Annotated in this window: 17 protein-coding genes and 1 pseudogene; 4 read left to right on the forward strand and 14 right to left on the reverse strand. The window is 72.2% G+C overall.

Translation table 11 applies throughout. The annotated features are described in order from the left end of the window. Positions 1 to 12: 12 nt before the first annotated feature. Both ET445_RS18510 and ET445_RS18515 read right to left on the reverse strand, forming a co-directional pair. Positions 13 to 795 (reverse strand): heavy metal translocating P-type ATPase, encoded by a 783-nt coding sequence (locus tag ET445_RS18510; protein ID WP_341769755.1) that lies wholly within the window; start codon positions 793 to 795, stop codon positions 13 to 15. Beyond that, a complete protein-coding gene (locus ET445_RS18515; RefSeq protein ID WP_341769716.1) occupies positions 705 to 2,246 on the reverse strand; it encodes a heavy metal translocating P-type ATPase in 1,542 nt (513 codons plus the stop codon). The genes ET445_RS18510 and ET445_RS18515 overlap by 91 nt, the downstream gene beginning before the upstream one ends. 52 nt (positions 2,247 to 2,298) lie before the next feature. Between ET445_RS18515 and ET445_RS14755 the strand changes: the two genes are divergently transcribed. Further along, the gene (locus ET445_RS14755) at positions 2,299 to 2,577 is read left to right on the forward strand and encodes a metal-sensitive transcriptional regulator (RefSeq protein ID WP_129191942.1); all 279 of its coding nucleotides are present in this window, start codon (positions 2,299 to 2,301) and stop codon (positions 2,575 to 2,577) included. Positions 2,578 to 2,889: 312 nt separating this feature from the next. Here the strand turns inward: ET445_RS14755 and ET445_RS14760 are convergent, their stop codons facing one another. The 6 genes from ET445_RS14760 to ET445_RS14785 form a co-directional block, all read right to left on the reverse strand. After that, on the reverse strand, positions 2,890 to 3,771 hold the full coding sequence (locus ET445_RS14760) for a glycerophosphodiester phosphodiesterase (protein ID WP_129191943.1): 882 nt from the start codon (positions 3,769 to 3,771) through the stop codon (positions 2,890 to 2,892). Positions 3,772 to 3,931: 160 nt separating this feature from the next. Beyond that, positions 3,932 to 4,171, reverse strand: a complete 240-nt coding sequence (locus tag ET445_RS14765; protein ID WP_129191944.1) for a hypothetical protein — start codon at positions 4,169 to 4,171, stop codon at positions 3,932 to 3,934. A gap of 11 nt (positions 4,172 to 4,182) precedes the next feature. Next, positions 4,183 to 5,043 (reverse strand): aldehyde dehydrogenase family protein, encoded by an 861-nt coding sequence (locus ET445_RS14770; RefSeq protein ID WP_129191945.1) that lies wholly within the window; start codon positions 5,041 to 5,043, stop codon positions 4,183 to 4,185. Then, positions 5,040 to 6,662 carry an aldehyde dehydrogenase family protein gene (locus ET445_RS14775; protein WP_129191946.1) on the reverse strand — a complete coding sequence of 541 codons (1,623 nt, stop codon included), beginning with the start codon at positions 6,660 to 6,662 and terminating at the stop codon, positions 5,040 to 5,042. Before ET445_RS14775 ends, ET445_RS14770 begins: the two co-directional genes overlap by 4 nt. 13 nt (positions 6,663 to 6,675) lie before the next feature. After that, positions 6,676 to 7,683, reverse strand: coding sequence for a deoxyribose-phosphate aldolase (gene deoC / locus ET445_RS14780; RefSeq protein WP_129191947.1), 1,008 nt, complete (start codon positions 7,681 to 7,683; stop codon positions 6,676 to 6,678). A gap of 60 nt (positions 7,684 to 7,743) precedes the next feature. Next, the gene (locus tag ET445_RS14785) at positions 7,744 to 8,688 is read right to left on the reverse strand and encodes a sugar-binding transcriptional regulator (protein WP_129191948.1); all 945 of its coding nucleotides are present in this window, start codon (positions 8,686 to 8,688) and stop codon (positions 7,744 to 7,746) included. Between the two features lie 130 nt (positions 8,689 to 8,818). On the opposite strand from ET445_RS14785, the pseudogene ET445_RS18325 reads away from it, so the two are divergent. Both ET445_RS18325 and ET445_RS18330 read left to right on the forward strand, forming a co-directional pair. Next, a pseudogene (locus ET445_RS18325) lies at positions 8,819 to 9,334 on the forward strand (ROK family protein); the annotation flags it as partial. A 35-nt stretch (positions 9,335 to 9,369) separates the two neighbouring features. Then, complete coding sequence (locus ET445_RS18330; protein ID WP_279433480.1) at positions 9,370 to 9,750, forward strand: ROK family protein; 381 nt, start codon at positions 9,370 to 9,372, stop codon at positions 9,748 to 9,750. Here the strand turns inward: ET445_RS18330 and ET445_RS14795 are convergent, their stop codons facing one another. From ET445_RS14795 to truB, 6 genes are read right to left on the reverse strand one after another with little or no spacing between them, the layout of a single operon-like run. Next, positions 9,751 to 10,197, reverse strand: coding sequence for a hypothetical protein (locus ET445_RS14795; RefSeq protein ID WP_129191949.1), 447 nt, complete (start codon positions 10,195 to 10,197; stop codon positions 9,751 to 9,753). It lies immediately after the preceding gene. 11 nt (positions 10,198 to 10,208) lie between these two features. Continuing rightward, positions 10,209 to 11,444 (reverse strand): MFS transporter, encoded by a 1,236-nt coding sequence (locus tag ET445_RS14800; RefSeq protein ID WP_129191950.1) that lies wholly within the window; start codon positions 11,442 to 11,444, stop codon positions 10,209 to 10,211. Beyond that, positions 11,441 to 12,370 carry a bifunctional riboflavin kinase/FAD synthetase gene (locus ET445_RS14805; protein ID WP_129191951.1) on the reverse strand — a complete coding sequence of 310 codons (930 nt, stop codon included), beginning with the start codon at positions 12,368 to 12,370 and terminating at the stop codon, positions 11,441 to 11,443. The genes ET445_RS14800 and ET445_RS14805 overlap by 4 nt, the downstream gene beginning before the upstream one ends. Beyond that, entirely contained in the window at positions 12,367 to 12,858 is a 492-nt protein-coding gene (locus ET445_RS14810) for a hypothetical protein (RefSeq protein WP_129191952.1), read from the reverse strand. The genes ET445_RS14805 and ET445_RS14810 overlap by 4 nt, the downstream gene beginning before the upstream one ends. Positions 12,859 to 12,890: 32 nt before the next feature. Further along, a complete protein-coding gene (locus ET445_RS14815; protein ID WP_129191953.1) occupies positions 12,891 to 13,259 on the reverse strand; it encodes a hypothetical protein in 369 nt (122 codons plus the stop codon). Then, the gene (gene truB / locus ET445_RS14820; RefSeq protein ID WP_208008431.1) at positions 13,256 to 14,176 is read right to left on the reverse strand and encodes a tRNA pseudouridine(55) synthase TruB; all 921 of its coding nucleotides are present in this window, start codon (positions 14,174 to 14,176) and stop codon (positions 13,256 to 13,258) included. The genes ET445_RS14815 and truB overlap by 4 nt, the downstream gene beginning before the upstream one ends. Before the next feature lie 40 nt (positions 14,177 to 14,216). On the opposite strand from truB, the gene ET445_RS14825 reads away from it, so the two are divergent. After that, positions 14,217 to 15,209: a ketopantoate reductase family protein gene (locus tag ET445_RS14825; protein ID WP_129191955.1), complete on the forward strand. Its 993-nt coding sequence runs from the start codon at positions 14,217 to 14,219 to the stop codon at positions 15,207 to 15,209. The last annotated feature ends 36 nt before the right edge of the window (positions 15,210 to 15,245 follow it).

Genomic DNA, 15,245 nt, shown 5'->3' on the forward strand with positions numbered 1-15,245 from the left:
CGGTGGCCTGCGTCAGCGGCGGCGGAGCCGCAGGCTGTTGAGGACGACGAACACGCTCGAGAACGCCATCGCCGCGCCCGCGATCATGGGGTTCAGGAACCCCGCCGCCGCGAGCGGGATCGCCGCGACGTTGTATGCGAAGGCCCAGAACAGGTTGCCGCGGATCGTGCCGAGCGTCGCCCGCGAGAGCCGCACGGCCTCGGGGATGACCGCCGGGTCGTCGCGGAGGAGCGCGAGGTCGCTCGCCGCGGCGGCGGCGTCGGCACCCCCGCCCATCGCGATGCCGAGATCGGCCCCGGCGAGCGCAGGCGCGTCGTTCACGCCGTCGCCCGCCATCGCGACCGTGCGCCCGCGCGCCTGCAGGTCGCGCACGAGCGCGAGCTTGTCTTCGGGGCTCAACGCCGCGTGCACCTCGTCGATGCCGAGCGCTGCCGCGACGCGCGCGGCTGGGCGCTCGGCGTCGCCCGTTGCGAGCACGGGCTCGAGCCCGAGCGCCTTGAGGTCGTCGATCGCGCCCCGCGCCGAGTCGCGCACGGTGTCGTCGATCTCGAGGACGGCGCGCATCCGGCCGTCCCAGCCGACCGCGACGGCCGTCGCGTCGGAGGCAGCGACGCGAGCGCGGAGCTCGTCAGGAACCGCGTATCCGAGCGACTCGAGGAAGGCGAGACGGCCGCACGCGGCCGCGATGCCGTCGATCTCGGCGGTCACCCCGAGCCCGCGGTGGGCGCGGAATCGCGCGACGGTCGGCAGGGCCAGGCCGTCGCGTTCGGCGGCCTCGACGACCGCTCGGGCGATCGGATGCTCCGAGCCGTGCTCGAGGGCGGCCGCCACGGCGAGCGCGTGCGAGGCATCCGCCCCTCTTCGGCGACGACGCCCGTGAGCCGCATGCGCCCCGTCGTGAGCGTGCCGGTCTTGTCGAGGACGATCGTGTCGGCCTGGCCCGTGCGATCGAGCGCCTCGGGCCCCGTGATGAGGATGCCGCGCGCCGCGCCGCGGCCCGTGCCGACGAGGATCGCCATCGGCGTCGCAAGCCCGAGGGCGCACGGGCACGCGATGACCAGGACGGCGACGGCCGCAGTGAGCGCGTGCTCGACGGGGCTGCCCGTGAGGCTCCAGACGATCCCGGTGGCGATCGCGAGGGCGATGACGACGGGCACGAACACCGCCGAGATGCGGTCGGCGAGCCGTTGCGCACGCGACGAGCCCACTTGCGCGTCGTCGACGAGCCGCGCGATCTGCGCGAGCCGCGCGTCGGCGCCGACCCGCGTCGCCTCGATCACGAGCCGCCCGTCGACGACGATCGTCGCGCCCGTCACGTGGGAGCCCGGTTCGACGTCGACGGGTGCGGGTTCGCCTGTGAGCATGCGCTCGTCGACGGCGGCCTCGCCCTCGACGACGACGCCGTCGGCGGCGATGCGCTCCCCCGGCCGGACCGCGAAGCGGTCGCCCGCGCGGAGGTCGGCGAGCGGGATGCGACGTTCGGCGGCCTGCCCCGAGGCATCCGTCTCGACGAGCGTCGACTCGCTCGGCGCGAGGTCCGCGAGGGCGCGGAGCGCCCGGCCCGCGCGCCGCTTGGAACGCGCCTCGAGCACCCGGCCGGCGAGGATGACCGCGACGACGCCCGCCGCGACCTCGAAGTAGACGTCGCCGCCCGGCATGCCGCGGACGCCCCACACCCACTCGTGGCGCATGCCGATCTCGCCCGCGTGCCCGAAGACGAGCGCCTGCACCGACCACAGGTATGCCGTGAGCGTGCCGAGCGAGACGAGGGTGTCCATCGTGAGGGCCCCGTGGCGGAGGTTCACGGCCGCGGCCCGGTGGAACGGCCACCCGCCCCACAGCACGACCGGCGTGGCGAGCGCGAGCGACGCCCACTGCCAGCCCGGGAACTGCAGCGCCGGGATCATCGCGACGAGCACGACGGGGATCGCGAGCGCGGCAGAGACGGCGAGCCGTCGCGTGAGCGGGTCGCGGCGGGCGGATGGCTCGGTGCCGACGCCTTCCGTCGCCGTCGCCGTCGCCGGTGGCTCGGGCTCGACGAGGGTCGCGCGGTACCCCGCGGCGTCGACCGCCTCGAGGAGCGTGTCGACCGGGACATCCGCCGGATAGCTCACGCGGGCCCGCTCGGTCGCGAGGTTGACGCGCGCGTCGACGCCCTCGATGCGCGTGAGGCGCTTCTCGACGCGCGCGACGCAGCTCGCGCACGTCATGCCTTCGATGTCGAGGTCGACGGTCAGGGTTTCCACGAACTCGAGTGTACCCCAGGGGGGTATGCGGTTCGTGGGGTATCCTTGGAGGGTGATCGAGGACATCAAGAAGCGCGCGCTCCACCGCACGAAGATCATCGAGGGGCAGCTGCGCGGCATCGAGAAGATGATCGAGAACGAGGAGTACTGCGTCGACATCATCACGCTCTCGCTCGCCGTGCAGAAGTCGCTCGCCTCGCTCAACAAGCTGCTCGTCGAGAACCACCTCCGCACGCACGTCACGCATCAGTACGAGGCGGGCGGCGAGGAGCGCGAGGCCGCGGTCGCGGAGCTCCTCCGCATCTTCGAGCTGTCGAACAATCGCGGCTGACCGGGCGTCGGGGCGACGCGAAGCACCGAGTACCGAAGAACCGAGTACCGAAGTACAACGACGTTCGGCGACCCTGGGCTTCGCACGCCGGTGGCAAGCCCTTCTGGTCGACGCGGCGGTGCCGAAGTGCCGCGGCCCCGAAGCATCCGCTGCATTCGCATCGCCGATGCGCAGCATCTGCGACCGCCGGTGCCGAAGTGCCGCGTGCGGCGGGACCGCAAGGAGACTCCGGGGCGAGGCGGTCGGTCGGCGCGGACCGGGCGGCGCGGACCGGGCGGCGGAGTCCGCCGCTTTCGGGGGCGAGGAGACGGCCTACGTGCCGGGCGCGGTCGCCGCGAGCCACGCGTCGAGGTCGCTCGGCTCGTCGGTGATGATGCCGTCGACGCCGAGCGCGCTCACCTTCGCCCAGTCCTCCTGCGAGTTGAGGGTGTAGCACAGCACCGAGACCCCGGCCGCGTGCAGCCGCTCGACAGCGACTTTCGCGCGCCGCACCGACGCCGCGGTCGTGCCGAATCCGATGACGCCGAATCGCTCCACGAGCGGCAGCGGGTCGTCGGGCAGTTCGCGCGTGAGCATGATCCGGGGCGTCGTGGGCGAGGCGGCCTTGATCGCGAGGAGCGACTCGATGCTGAAGCTCTCGAGGATGATGCGAGAGCGGAGGTTGTGCCGTTCGATGAGCCCCACGATCTTGCGGACGCCGGCGGGGGTCCAATCGGCTTTGAGCTCGACGAGCGCCCGGGCATCGGGCCGCTCGGCGAGCGCCGCAAGGAACGCGTCGAGGGTCGGAACGCGCTCGCCCGCGAACTCCTCGCCGTACCAGGAGCCGACGTCGATCGTCGAGAGCTCTGCGAAGGTCAGGTCTTCGACGCGCTTCGCGACCCCCGCGACGCGCTCGAGGGTGACGTCGTGGAACAGCACGGGCACGCCGTCGCTCGTGAGCCGCACGTCGGTCTCGACGTACGCGAGCCGATCCATCGCGAGTTCGAGCGAGACCATCGTGTTCTCAGGGGCGCTCGCGCGGTCGCCGCGGTGGCCGACCGTGAACGCCGGCTCCCCCGGCGCGCGCATGGCGCCGAAGACGTCGGCCGCGAGCACCCGCGGCGGCACCTGCGCGCCGATGAGCACGCTCGTGAGCGCGATCGAGCAGAGGACCAGCAGCGAACGGCGGGCGACCGTTCGGAAGGCTGAATTCACGGGTTCGGGCCTTTCCCCGATCTCGCTCCGTTGCGCGATCGGTAGGGTCACGCTAGCACAGCCCGTTACCCTTTCGTTACCTTCAATTCAGGGGACATCGATCGAGTCGATGAAGCGATCGACGGATGCCGCGGGGTCGCCGCCGACCGCAGAGACCCGCTCAGCCCCGCTCGTTCCCCCGCTTGTAGTCACCGCTCGCGCGCGCGAGCACGTACTGCGACTCCGCCTCGTCGGCGCGCTGCAGTGCGGCCACGAGGCGCGCGGCATCGCGACCGCCGACCGTCATGACCGCACGACCGCCGCGCGACACGATGACCGCGCCCTCTTTCGTGACGCGGTAGTCGAACGGATCGATCACGAGTCGATCGCGGGCGTCGGAAGCACCCTCGCGTCCAGCCATCCCGTGCCCCACTACTTCAGGCTCTTCGTGTGCCAGATCGTCTTCGTCTCGGTGAACGCGCGGATGCGCTCGAGCGACGGCGCCGCGGCGTCGGGCCCCTGCTCGGGCCGAAGGACACGCGTGAGCGTCTCGGCCGCGGCGATCTCGAGGTCGACCCACTCGAGGTCGGCCGCGCCGACGAGGTCGAGCGCGTTGACGTCGGCGTGCGATGCGAGCCACGGCGCGATCTCGGCCGGCGAGCCCGTGAGCACGTTGACGACGCCCTTCGGCACGTCGCTCGTCGCGAGCACTTCGGCGAGCGAGATCGCCGACAGCGGGAACCGCTCGCTCGCGACGACGACGACCGCGTTGCCCGTCACGAGCGCCGGAGCGATCGCCGACACGAAGCCGAGGAGCGCCGAGTCCTGCGGCGCGACGATCGCGACGACGCCCGTCGGCTCGGGCACCGAGATGTTGAAGAACGGGCCTGCCACCGGGTTCGCGTTGCCCGCGACCTGCGCGAACTTGTCGGCCCACCCGGCATACCAGACCCAGCGGTCGATCGCCTCGTCGACCTGCGCGCTCGCCTGCGCGTGCGTCACGCCCTCCTGCTCCTCGATCTCGGCGATGAACTGGATGCGTCGCCCTTCCAGGAGCTCGGCGATGCGGTACAGCACCTGCCCGCGGTTGTACGCCGTGGCTCCGGCCCAGCCGCCGACGGCGGCACGCGCGGCGACGACCGCGTCGCGCGCGTCTTTCCGCGACGCGAGCGCGGCATTCGCGAGGAACGCGCCCGCAGCCGACCGCACCTCGTAGATGCGACCCGACTCGCTGCGCGGGAACGCCCCGCCGATGAACAGCTTGTACGTCTTGGGCACGGCCAGGCGGCTCATTTCGCCGCTCCCTTCTTCGCGGTGCGGGTCGATCGGGTCGCGCGGACGCGCTTGGGAGCGGGCGCATCGGCACCGGCGGCGGATGCCTCGGCACCGGCCGCTGCGGACACGAGCGCGGGTGAGGCATCCGAGGCCCCGACGCGGCGCTGCGCGCCGCCGCGCCCGCCCGACACGGCCGACGACGACGCCGGCGCGAGGTACGCCCCGAGCCCGTGGCGGCCGCCCTCGCGGCCGTAGCCCGACTCCTTGTAGCCGCCGAACGGGCTCGCGGGGTCGAACCGGTTGAACGTGTTCGCCCAGATGACCCCCGCACGAAGCTGGTCGGCGAGCTGCAACATGCGGCTGCCCTTCTCGGTCCAGATGCCCGCCGACAGGCCGTAGGGCGTGTTGTTCGCCTTCGCAACCGCCTCTCCGGGCGTGCGGAACGTCAGCACCGACAGCACGGGGCCGAAGATCTCTTCGCGTGCGATCGCGTGGCTCGTCTGCACGTTCGTGAAGATCGTCGGCGCGAACCAGAACCCGTTGTCGGGGATCTCGCACTCGGCCGTCCAGCGCTCCGCGCCCTCGGCGTCGCCGAGGTCGCTCAGCCGCGTGATGCGCTCGAGCTGTTCGCGCGAGTTGATCGCGCCGATATCGGTGTTCTTGTCGAGCGGGTCGCCGAGCCGCAGCGTCGAGAGCCGCAGCTTCAACCGCTCGACGACCTCGTCGTGGATCGACTCCTGCACGAGCAGGCGGCTGCCCGCGCAGCACACGTGCCCCTGGTTGAAGAAGATGCCGTTGACGATGCCGTCGACGGCCTGGTCGATGGGGGCGTCGTCGAAGACGATGTTCGCGGCCTTGCCGCCGAGTTCGAGGGTGACCTTCTTGTTCGTGCCCGCGACGGTGCGCGCGATCTGCCGGCCGACGGACGTCGACCCCGTGAACGCGACCTTGTCGACGTCGGGGTGGGCGACGAGCGCCGCGCCCGTGTCGCCGGCGCCCGTGACGATGCTGACGACGCCGGGCGGGAGGTCGGCCTGCTGGAGGATCTCGGCGAAGATGAGCGCGGTGAGCGGCGTCGTCTCGGCGGGCTTCAGCACGACCGTGTTGCCCGTCGCGAGGGCGGGCGCGATCTTCCACGCGAGCATGAGGAGCGGGAAGTTCCACGGGATGACCTGGCCCGCGACGCCGAGCGAGCGCGGGTTCGCGCCGAGGCCCGCGTAGTCGAGCTTGTCGGCCCAGCCCGCGTAGTAGAAGAACCAGGCCGCGACGAGCGGGATGTCGACATCGCGCGACTCTTTGATGGGCTTGCCGTTGTCGAGCGACTCGGCGACCGCGAGTTCGCGCGCGCGCTCTTGCACGAGCCGGGCGATGCGGAAGAGGTACTTGCCGCGATCGCGCCCGCTCATCTTCGACCAGACCCGGTCGTAGGCGCGGCGGGCCGCGGCGACGGCATCGGAGACATCCGCCTCGTTCGCGTTCGCGATCGTCGCGAGGCGCTCCTCGGTCGCCGGGGAGATCGTCTGGAAGGGCGTGCCGCGCCCCTCGACGAACTCGCCGTCGATGAAGAGGCCGTAGCTCTCGCGAAGCGCGAGGACCGAGCGCGACTCGGGCGCCGGTGCGTAGTCGAGGAAGCTCATGTCTGGATGCCTCTCAGTCGATCGTCACGTAGTCGGGGCCCGAGTAGCGGCCGGTGGTGAGCTTCTGACGCTGCAGGAGCACGTCGTTCAAGAGGCTGGATGCCCCGAAGCGGAACAGGTGCGGCTGCAGCCAATCTTCGCCGACGATCTCGGCGACGGTCACGAGGTACTTGACGGCGTCTTTCGAGGTGCGGATGCCGCCCGCGGGCTTGACGCCGATGCGCTGGCCGGTGAGCAGGTGCCAGTCGCGCACGACCTGCAGCATGAGGAGCGTGACCGGGAGGGTCGCGGCGGGGGCGACCTTGCCCGTCGACGTCTTGATGAAGTCGCCGCCCGCGAGGATCGACAGCCACGACGCCCGCCGCACGTTGTCGTACGTCACGAGCTCGCCCGTCTCGAGGATGACCTTGAGGCTCGCACTGGTGCCGTCGGGCCGCACGCACGCGGCCTTGACGGCCGCGATCTGGTCGAACACCTCGCCGTACCGGCCCGCGAGGAACGCGCCGCGGTCGATGACCATGTCGATCTCGTCGGCGCCCGCCGCGACCGCGTCGGCCGTGTCGGCGAGCTTGATGTCGAGCGACGCGCGCCCCGACGGGAACGCCGTCGCGACGGCCGCGACCGAGACGAGCCCATCGTCGGGGTCGCCGTGGGCGGCGCCGAGCGCATCGACCGCGACGCCCACGAGGTCGCCGTACACGCACACGGCCGCGACGCGCGGCGTCGTGATGTCGGTCGAGTCGGGCTTCAGCGCCTTGCCGACGAGCGAGCGCACCTTGCCGGGCGTGTCGGCGCCCTCGAGGGTCGTGAGGTCGATGAGCGAGATGATCTTGTCGAGCGCCCACGCCTTCGAGCTCGTCTTGATCGACCGCGAGCCGAGCCCCGCGGCGCGCTGCTCGAGCCCGACCGCGTCGACGCCGGGGATGCCGTGCAGATAGCGACGGAGCGTCGCGTCGTCGGGTTCGCCGCCGAGCACCGCGAGCGCGCGCTCGCGGGCCGTGACGAGTGAAGTGCCTGCCATGATGACCTGCCGTTCGATCGGTGGTGCGGTGCTTCGTGAAGTCGGTGGATGTCTCGGGCGTCAGCCGTCGAGCACGTGGAGGGCGGTGGCCTCGTCGGTGACGAGGACGGTGCAGAGCCCGCTTCTGACGACCGCGTCGGCGACGGCGTGCTTCGCGGAACCGGAGACGACGGCGATCGTGAGCGGCGCCGCGCGGAGTTCGTCGAGGGTGAGTCCGACCGTGCGCGCGTCGAGCGCGGGGTCGACGATGTTGCCGTCGGAGTCGAGGTAGCGGCCGACGACGTCGCCGACGGCGCCCTTCTGCACGAGGAGGTCGACGTCGCCCGCCGAGAGGTAGCCGCTCTCGACGTGCACGGAGGTGTGGTCGGCGGCGCCCGCGCTGAACAGGTAGGCGTCGGCCGAGCGTGCGAGGTCGATGACGCCCGCGACGACGCGATCGGACTCGATGGCCTCTTTCGTCTCGAGCCGTTCGAGGATCGCGGGGCTCGGGAGGAGGGTCGCGCTGCCGCCGCCCTTCTGGGCGATGCCGACGGCCGTCGCCGCCGCGGTGCCCGCGCGCCGGTTGAGGCTCACGCCGCCGTTGATCTGCACGACGTTGACGCCCGTCGCCCACCCGGTGCGGAGGTGCTGCGAGATCTCGAAGAGCGTACGCCCCCAGCTCACGCCGAGCGTGCGCGGCACGGGCCGGAGCGCCGTGAGGTAGTCGGCCGCGGCCTGCGCCGTGCGTGCCTGGAGCTCTTCGGCCGACGTCACGCCCGCCGAGGACACGACGATGGCGTCGACGAGCCCGCGCTCGTCGCGCAGCCGACGCTCGATCGCGAGCCGACGCGCACGCGGGTGCAGGATCTCGATGCGGATGAACCCGCGCTGCTTCGCCTGCGCGAGGAGTCGCCCGACCTTCCACCGCGTGAGCCGCAGCGCCTGGCCGATCTCGTCCTGCGTCTTGTTCTCTTCGTAGTACAGCTCGGCCGCCCGGATCGAGAGCAGTTCGTCGATCTCGTCCATGTGCCTCCTCCGCGTCGCGAATCCCCCTCGATCCAGGGTAGGCATCACGTGCGCACGAAACAACAGTCGCTGCGATTCCTGCTCATATGAGCAGCGAGCGCCCCGATTCCACCGCTTTATGCTGGTGCGTATGCCCTCACCCCTCGCCCTCGCCGTCGACTTCGGCGGCACGAAAGTCGAGGCCGCGCTCGTCGCCGCCGACGGCTCGCTCGTACCCGGCACGCGCCACCGCCGCCCGACCGGCCACGCGGCATCCGCCGAAGATCTCGCTCGCGCCGTCGCCGACGTCGTGATCGCCGCCCGCGACTCACTCCCTGCCGACGCCGAGCTCGTCGGCGTCGGCATCGGCTCCGCAGGCCCCGTCGATCTCGAGGCCGGCACGGTCTCCCCGTTGAACCTCCCCGTGTGGCGCGGCCACCCGCTCGCGGCCGAGGTCGCAAAGCTCGTCCCCGGCGTCCCCGTCGACCTCCGCATCGACGGTCTCTGCATCGCCCTCGCCGAGAAGTGGGTCGGCGCAGGGCAAGACGCCCACAACCTCATGGGCATGATCGTCTCGACGGGCGTCGGCGGCGGCATCGTGCTCGGCGACCGCGCCGTGCCGAGCCCCAGCGGCAACGCGGGCCACATCGGCCACATCGAGGTCGGCGGCTTCGACACGCCCTGCAAGTGCGGCGGCGTCGGATGCCTCGAGGCCGTCGCCTCGGGCCCCAGACCGTCGCGTGGGCCCGCACCCAAGGCTTCACCGGCGAGACCGGCGAAGACCTCGCGAAGGCCCACGCCGAGGGCGACCCCGTCGCGGTCGCGGCCGTCGCCCGCGCCGGCACCGCGATCGGCCGCGCGATCGCGTCGGCCACGAACCTCGTCGACCTCGACGTCGTCGCGATCGGCGGCGGCTTCTCGCGCGTCTCCCCCGCGCTCTTCGAACATGCTCGCACGGCCCTCGACGAGCGAACGGCGTTCGACTTCGTGCGGCGCGTGCAGATCGTGCCGTCGGGCCTCTCCGACGAGGGCCCGCTCATCGGCGCCGCCGCGCTCGTGCACCGCGCCGACCTCGTCGGCTGATCACCCGTTGTCGGCTCGCGGCGGCGCCGCCCCCTGACGGGCGGCCCGCTGCGCCGCCGTCTGCTGGGACTCGACCCGCTGCGACTCCGCGCGCTGCACCGCTCGCATCGCCCGATGCCGCACGAGCACGAGCGCCGCGATCCCGGCCAGCACGACGAACGCGGCGCTCAGCGCGATGAACGCGAACCAGTTCCGGTCGAGCGCGAGCACAAGCCCGGCCGCGACGACCGTGATGCCGGCGGCGGCGAGCTTCGACCCCGTCTTGAGCCGGAGCGCCGGGCTCAACCGGCCGCCGGGCGCATCGCCCGAGGCGAGGAGGATGTCGGCGAACGAGTCGATCGTCGCGAAGAGCGCCCCCGAATAGGCGAGCGCGCAGCCGAGCGCTCCCCACAGGTTGGGCGCCTTCGGCGCGGTCGCGGCTTCGGCGAGCACCTCGATGAGCCCCATGGGAGCGGATGCTACGGGCGCACGCCCTCGCGACGCAACCGTTCGTCTTCGAAGAACCGCGGCCGGGCCACGATCGCACCGCACAGCGCCGCGGGCAGCGCCGAGACGAGCAGCACGATGAGCGCGGCCGTCCAGCCCCCGCTCTGCTCGTGCAGCATGCCGATCACGAGCGGGCCTGCGGCGACGATGAGATAGCCGACGGACTGCACGAAGCCGCTCACGGCGATCGCGCCCGAGTGGGTGCGCGTGCGGAGGTTGATGAGCACGAGCGACAGCGGGAAGGTCAAGGGTCCGGCCCCGGCGAGCGCCACCCAGAGCCAGGTCGCGACGTGGGGTGCCAGCAGCAGGCCGCCGTAGCCGACGACGTACGAGACCGACGCGACGGCGACGAGCAGTCCGACTCGGCCGTACCGTGCCGCGACGACGGGCACGATGAGCCCTGCCGGCAAGCCGACGGCGGCGTAGAGCGAGAGGAGCGCGCCTGCCGCGACGGGCGTCGTGCCTGCGACGTCGTGCAGCAATTGCGGCAGCCACGCGAACATCGAGTAGGCGTTGAAGCCCGACACCGCGAAGACGATCGCGAGCGCCCACGCGAGCGGCGACCGCACGGCTTCGCCGAGGCGCGCCGGCGCGGCCTGCTCGGGCATCGCCTCGGGCACGCGGCGCTTCGGGTGCACGAGGAGCGCGATCCACGGCACGAGCGAGAGCGCGGCCACGATCGCCCATTGCGCGAGTGAGATCTGCCACCCCGCGGCATCCGCGACCGGCACGGCGATGAGCGGCGGCGTGAACGTCGAGACCGACATGGCAGTGACGTAGATCGTCGTCATGAGTCCGACGCGGTCGGGGAAGTAGCGCTTCACGAGCGGCGGCAACAGCACGTTTCCGACGCCGATCGCCGCGAACGTGAGCGCGCTCGCGGCGACGAGCCAGCCCGCGTCGGGGGCGAGTCCGCGACCCGCGAGCCCCGTGGCGAGGGCGACGAGGGCGCCGACGAGGGTCGCCTCGAGGCCGAAGCGACGCGCGATGAGCGGCGTCAGGATGCCGAAGATCGCATAGCAGAGCGGCGGCAGCGTGCCGAGGAACCCGACGAGCGCGGGCGAGAGCGGGATGTCGCGTTCGAGTTCGGCGAGGATCGGCGAGAGCGACGCGACGGCGGTGCGCAGGTTGAACGCGACGAGGACGATGCCGACGAGCGCGAGCGCGCGGCCCGCCCAGAGCGGCGCGGGCGGCGCCGGATGGCTCATGCCAACAGTTTCTTCGCGACGTCGACGTCGTCTCGGATGCCGTCGACGAGCGACTCGATGCTCTCGAACGCGACCATACCGCGGATGCGGTCGACGAACTCGACGTCGACGAGGTGGTCGTAGAGGTCGAGTTCGCGGTCGATGACGTACGCCTCGACCTGCTTCTGCGGCACGCCCTCGAACGTGGGGTTGTCGCCGACGGAGATCGCGGCCGGGTAGCGGACGCCCGCGTCGGTCAGCCAGCCCGCGTAGACGCCGTCGCCGGGGACGAGCCCCTCGGACTCGGGCGAGAGGTTCGCCGTCGGGTAGCCGAGCTCGCGCCCGCGCTTCGCGCCGTGGACGACGATACCCGACACGGTCGGCGTGTGGCCGAGGAGGGCGGTCGCGGCGCGCACGTCGCCCGCCGCCAGCAGCTCGCGGATCCACGTCGACGATACCCGCCGCTCGCCGTCGGGCAGCACGTCGGCGACGACCTCGACCTCGAACCCGTGGCGCTCGCCGAGCTCCTCGAGGAGCGCGACATCGCCGGCGCCCTTCGCGCCGTACCGGAAGTCGCGGCCGACGAGGACGACGTCGGCGCGGAGCACCTCGACGAGCACGCGCTCGACGAACTCCTCGGCGGGCACCGACGCGAGCTGCCGGTCGAACGCGAGCAGGACGGTCGCGTCGAGGCCGGTCGTCGCGAGCAGGCCGAGCTTCTGCCTGACGCTCACGAGCGAGTCGGGGCAGCGGTCGGGCGCGAGGAGGGCGAGCGGATTGCGGTCGAACGTCACGACGGTCGAGAGGATGCCTCGCTCGGCCGCGATCTCGCGCAGCCGCGCGATGATCGCGCGATGCCCCTCGTGCACGCCGTCGAACTTGCCGATCGTGACGACCGACGGTCCGAAATCGGCCGGAACGGCCGCGAGCCCCTTGAAGGTCTTCATCCGGCGGCGGCCTCGGAGGTGTCGGATGCCACGGTCGCGCTCGGGCGGTGCTTGGCGAGCCACCACATGCCGAGGAAGGGCAGCACGAGCGGGATGAGGAGGTACCCGGCGCCGAAGAGCGTCCACACGGTCGACGTGCGGCCGAACGGGTTGCCCGTGCCCGCGCCGAGGAGGTCGGGCCAGAGCCACGTGATCGCGCCGACGACGAGGACGCCCGCGGCCTCGAAGCCGATCGTGATCCACGCGACGCGGTACCACGCGCGGCCGGGTGCGACGAGGGCGATCGTCGCGACGATGTAGACGACGGCCGAGAGCCCCGACAGGGTGAACGCGACGGGCGCCTCGTCGAAGCGCTCGATGATCTGCACGGCCGTGCGGCCGGTCGCGGCGATCGCCAGGATGCCGTAGACGGCGACGAGCACGCGCCCGACCCCGCTCATTCGACGGGTGCGGGCGGGGGTCTCGGTGATCGGGCTCGGTGCAGTCATGACGTTCGATTCTCTCAGACGGCAAGGCCCCCTCAGGCCTGCTGCACGGTCCAGATCTGGAACATGCGATAGATCATGACGGCGACCGCGAGGGCTGCGACGCCGAGGATCACGGTCGACCAGCGGTTCCGTTCGAGGAGCGCCCAGAACGCGGCGGCGAGTGGGAGGAGCACGACCGTCACCAGGTAGATCCAGAACTCGAGCACGCTGCCCGTCGGCTCGTTGCCGAGCGCGGGCGCGACGATCGCCACGACGAGTTGGCCCACGAGGAGGAGCTCGACGACCGCGAGCGCACCGATCGAGAGGTCGCTCGGCTTGCGGCCCGCAAGCCCCAGCCCGACGCACAGGAGGCCTGCGGCGACCGCGACCCCGAGCTGCAGCCAGGTGTACCAGTCGATCATGCGCGTCCTTCTCCTGCTTGTGCCGACGTCTCCGACGGGAACCCCGTCACGACCTTGAACTGCGCGGCGCCGCGGCGCTCGACGATCGCGACGAGCCGCCCGTCGGGGGCGACGGCGGCGATCGGGATGTCTCTGGGAGCATCGTCGGGGGCCGCGATGCGCTTGCCGTGGCCGAGATCGACGGCCTGCCGGTCGTCGAGCGTCACGACCGGCAACGCTCGGGCGGCGGCGTCGGCCGCGGAGAGCATCGAGTCTTCGACGACGAGATCGTCGAGCTCAGGGGCATCCGCCACCGCGAAGCGGCCGATGCGCGTGCGACGCAGTGCCGTGAGATGCCCGCCCACCCCGAGCGCGTCGCCGAGGTCGCGCGCGAGCGCGCGGACGTAGGTGCCCGACGAGCACTCGACGCGCACGTCGAGGTCGACGGTGTCTGGCGCGCGGCGCGTCTCGAGGACCTCGAACGCCGAGATCGTCACGCGGCGCGGCGCGATCTCGACGGTCTCGCCGTCGCGCACGCGCTGGTATGCGCGCTTGCCGTCGATCTTGACGGCCGACACGGCGCTCGGCACCTGGTCGATCTCGCCAGTGAGTTTCGCGATCTCTTCGGCGATCGCCTCGCCGGAGACGGCCGCGATCGATGCTTCGGATGCCTCGGCGACGACCTCTCCCTCGGCGTCGTCGGTCGTCGTCGACGCCCCGAGCCGGATGGTCGCGAGGTACTCCTTGTCGAGCCCGACGAGGTGGTGGAGGAGCCGGGTGGCATGGTTCACGCCGAGGACGAGGAGGCCCGTCGCCATGGGGTCGAGGGTGCCCGCATGCCCGACCTTGCGGGTGCCGGCGAGGCGGCGCACGCGCGCGACGACGTCGTGGCTCGTGATCCCCTTCGGCTTGTCGACGAGGAGGATGCCGCTGTTCACGCGATCCAGGCTAACAGCCGCCCCGCCCTAGGCTTGAGGGATGCGGATCGGCATCATCGGCGCGGGCGCCCTCGGCGGCATGTTCGCGGCGCTCTTCGCGCGCGCAGGCCACGACGTCGAAGCGACCGCGCGCGGCGCGGGCCTCGCGGCGATCCGCGAGGGGGGCATCCGGCTCTCGGGCGGCTACGGCTCGACGCACGCGATCATCGCGGCGAACGAGACGCTCACCGTGCGACCCGACCTCGTGCTCCTCTGTACGAAGGCGCAAGACGGCGAGGCCGCGCTCGCCGCGAATGCCGACGTGATCGACGGCGTGCCCGTCGTCGTCGTCCAGAACGGCCTCGAGGGCGTCGACACCGCCGCCCGCCTCCTCCCCCGGTCGACGTGCTACGGGCTCCTGTCGATCGTCGCCGCGAACTACACGGAGCCGGGCGTCGTGCGCGTGACGGCGACGGCGCAGAGCTACCTCGGCCGAGGCGACGGCGAGCCCGACGCCGAGTGCACGCGTCTTGCGGCCGTGCTCTCCGACGCGATCCCCGTCATTGCGATCCCCGGATTCCGCGGCGCGCAGTGGACGAAGCTCACGGTCAACATGCTGAACGCCGTGCCCGCGATCGTCGGGCAGAGCGTGCAGGAGGTCATCGCCGACCGCGGTCTCCGCCGTGTCGTCACGGCGTCGATGCGCGAGTGCGTGCGCGTCGGCATCGCGCGCGGCGTGCGGTTCGGCACGTTGCAAGGACTCGACGACCGGATGCTCCGACGGCTCGCCCGTTCCCCGCTGCGCGTCGCGCAGGCCGTGCCCCGCCGGTTGGCCGCGCGGATGGGCGACGTGCCGAACCTCGGGTCGACGCAGCAGAGCCTCCGCCGCGGGCAGCCCACCGAGATCGACTTCCTGAACGGAGCCGTCGTGCGCGAGGCATCCCTCGCCCGTGTCGACGCGCCCGTCAACGCCGCGCTCGTCGCGCTCGTGCACGAGGTCGAACGCGGCGGATACCTGCCGCGCGAGCGCGTGCTCGCCGTGCTCGGCGGCTGACGGCCCCGACGCCGCAACGGCGTTCTCGGCGCGGCA

The organism is Agromyces protaetiae (assembly GCF_004135405.1).
GTDB lineage: Bacteria > Actinomycetota > Actinomycetes > Actinomycetales > Microbacteriaceae > Agromyces > Agromyces protaetiae.

Excerpts from the sequence above, each read along its gene's own strand:
- ET445_RS14765 (WP_129191944.1), bottom strand. The coding sequence starts at position 4,171 with ATGGCTGGACGCGAGGGTGCTTCCGACGCCCGCGATCGACTCGTGATC.
- ET445_RS14770 (WP_129191945.1), bottom strand. The coding sequence starts at position 5,043 with ATGAGCCGCCTGGCCGTGCCCAAGACGTACAAGCTGTTCATCGGCGGG.
- ET445_RS14775 (WP_129191946.1), bottom strand. The coding sequence starts at position 6,662 with ATGAGCTTCCTCGACTACGCACCGGCGCCCGAGTCGCGCTCGGTCCTC.
- deoC (WP_129191947.1), bottom strand. The coding sequence starts at position 7,683 with ATGGCAGGCACTTCACTCGTCACGGCCCGCGAGCGCGCGCTCGCGGTG.
- ET445_RS14785 (WP_129191948.1), bottom strand. The coding sequence starts at position 8,688 with ATGGACGAGATCGACGAACTGCTCTCGATCCGGGCGGCCGAGCTGTAC.
- ET445_RS18330 (WP_279433480.1), top strand. The coding sequence starts at position 9,370 with ATGCCTCGAGGCCGTCGCCTCGGGCCCCAGACCGTCGCGTGGGCCCGC.
- ET445_RS14795 (WP_129191949.1), bottom strand. The coding sequence starts at position 10,197 with ATGGGGCTCATCGAGGTGCTCGCCGAAGCCGCGACCGCGCCGAAGGCG.
- ET445_RS14800 (WP_129191950.1), bottom strand. The coding sequence starts at position 11,444 with ATGAGCCATCCGGCGCCGCCCGCGCCGCTCTGGGCGGGCCGCGCGCTC.
- ET445_RS14805 (WP_129191951.1), bottom strand. The coding sequence starts at position 12,370 with ATGAAGACCTTCAAGGGGCTCGCGGCCGTTCCGGCCGATTTCGGACCG.
- ET445_RS14810 (WP_129191952.1), bottom strand. The coding sequence starts at position 12,858 with ATGACTGCACCGAGCCCGATCACCGAGACCCCCGCCCGCACCCGTCGA.
- ET445_RS14815 (WP_129191953.1), bottom strand. The coding sequence starts at position 13,259 with ATGATCGACTGGTACACCTGGCTGCAGCTCGGGGTCGCGGTCGCCGCA.
- ET445_RS14825 (WP_129191955.1), top strand. The coding sequence starts at position 14,217 with ATGCGGATCGGCATCATCGGCGCGGGCGCCCTCGGCGGCATGTTCGCG.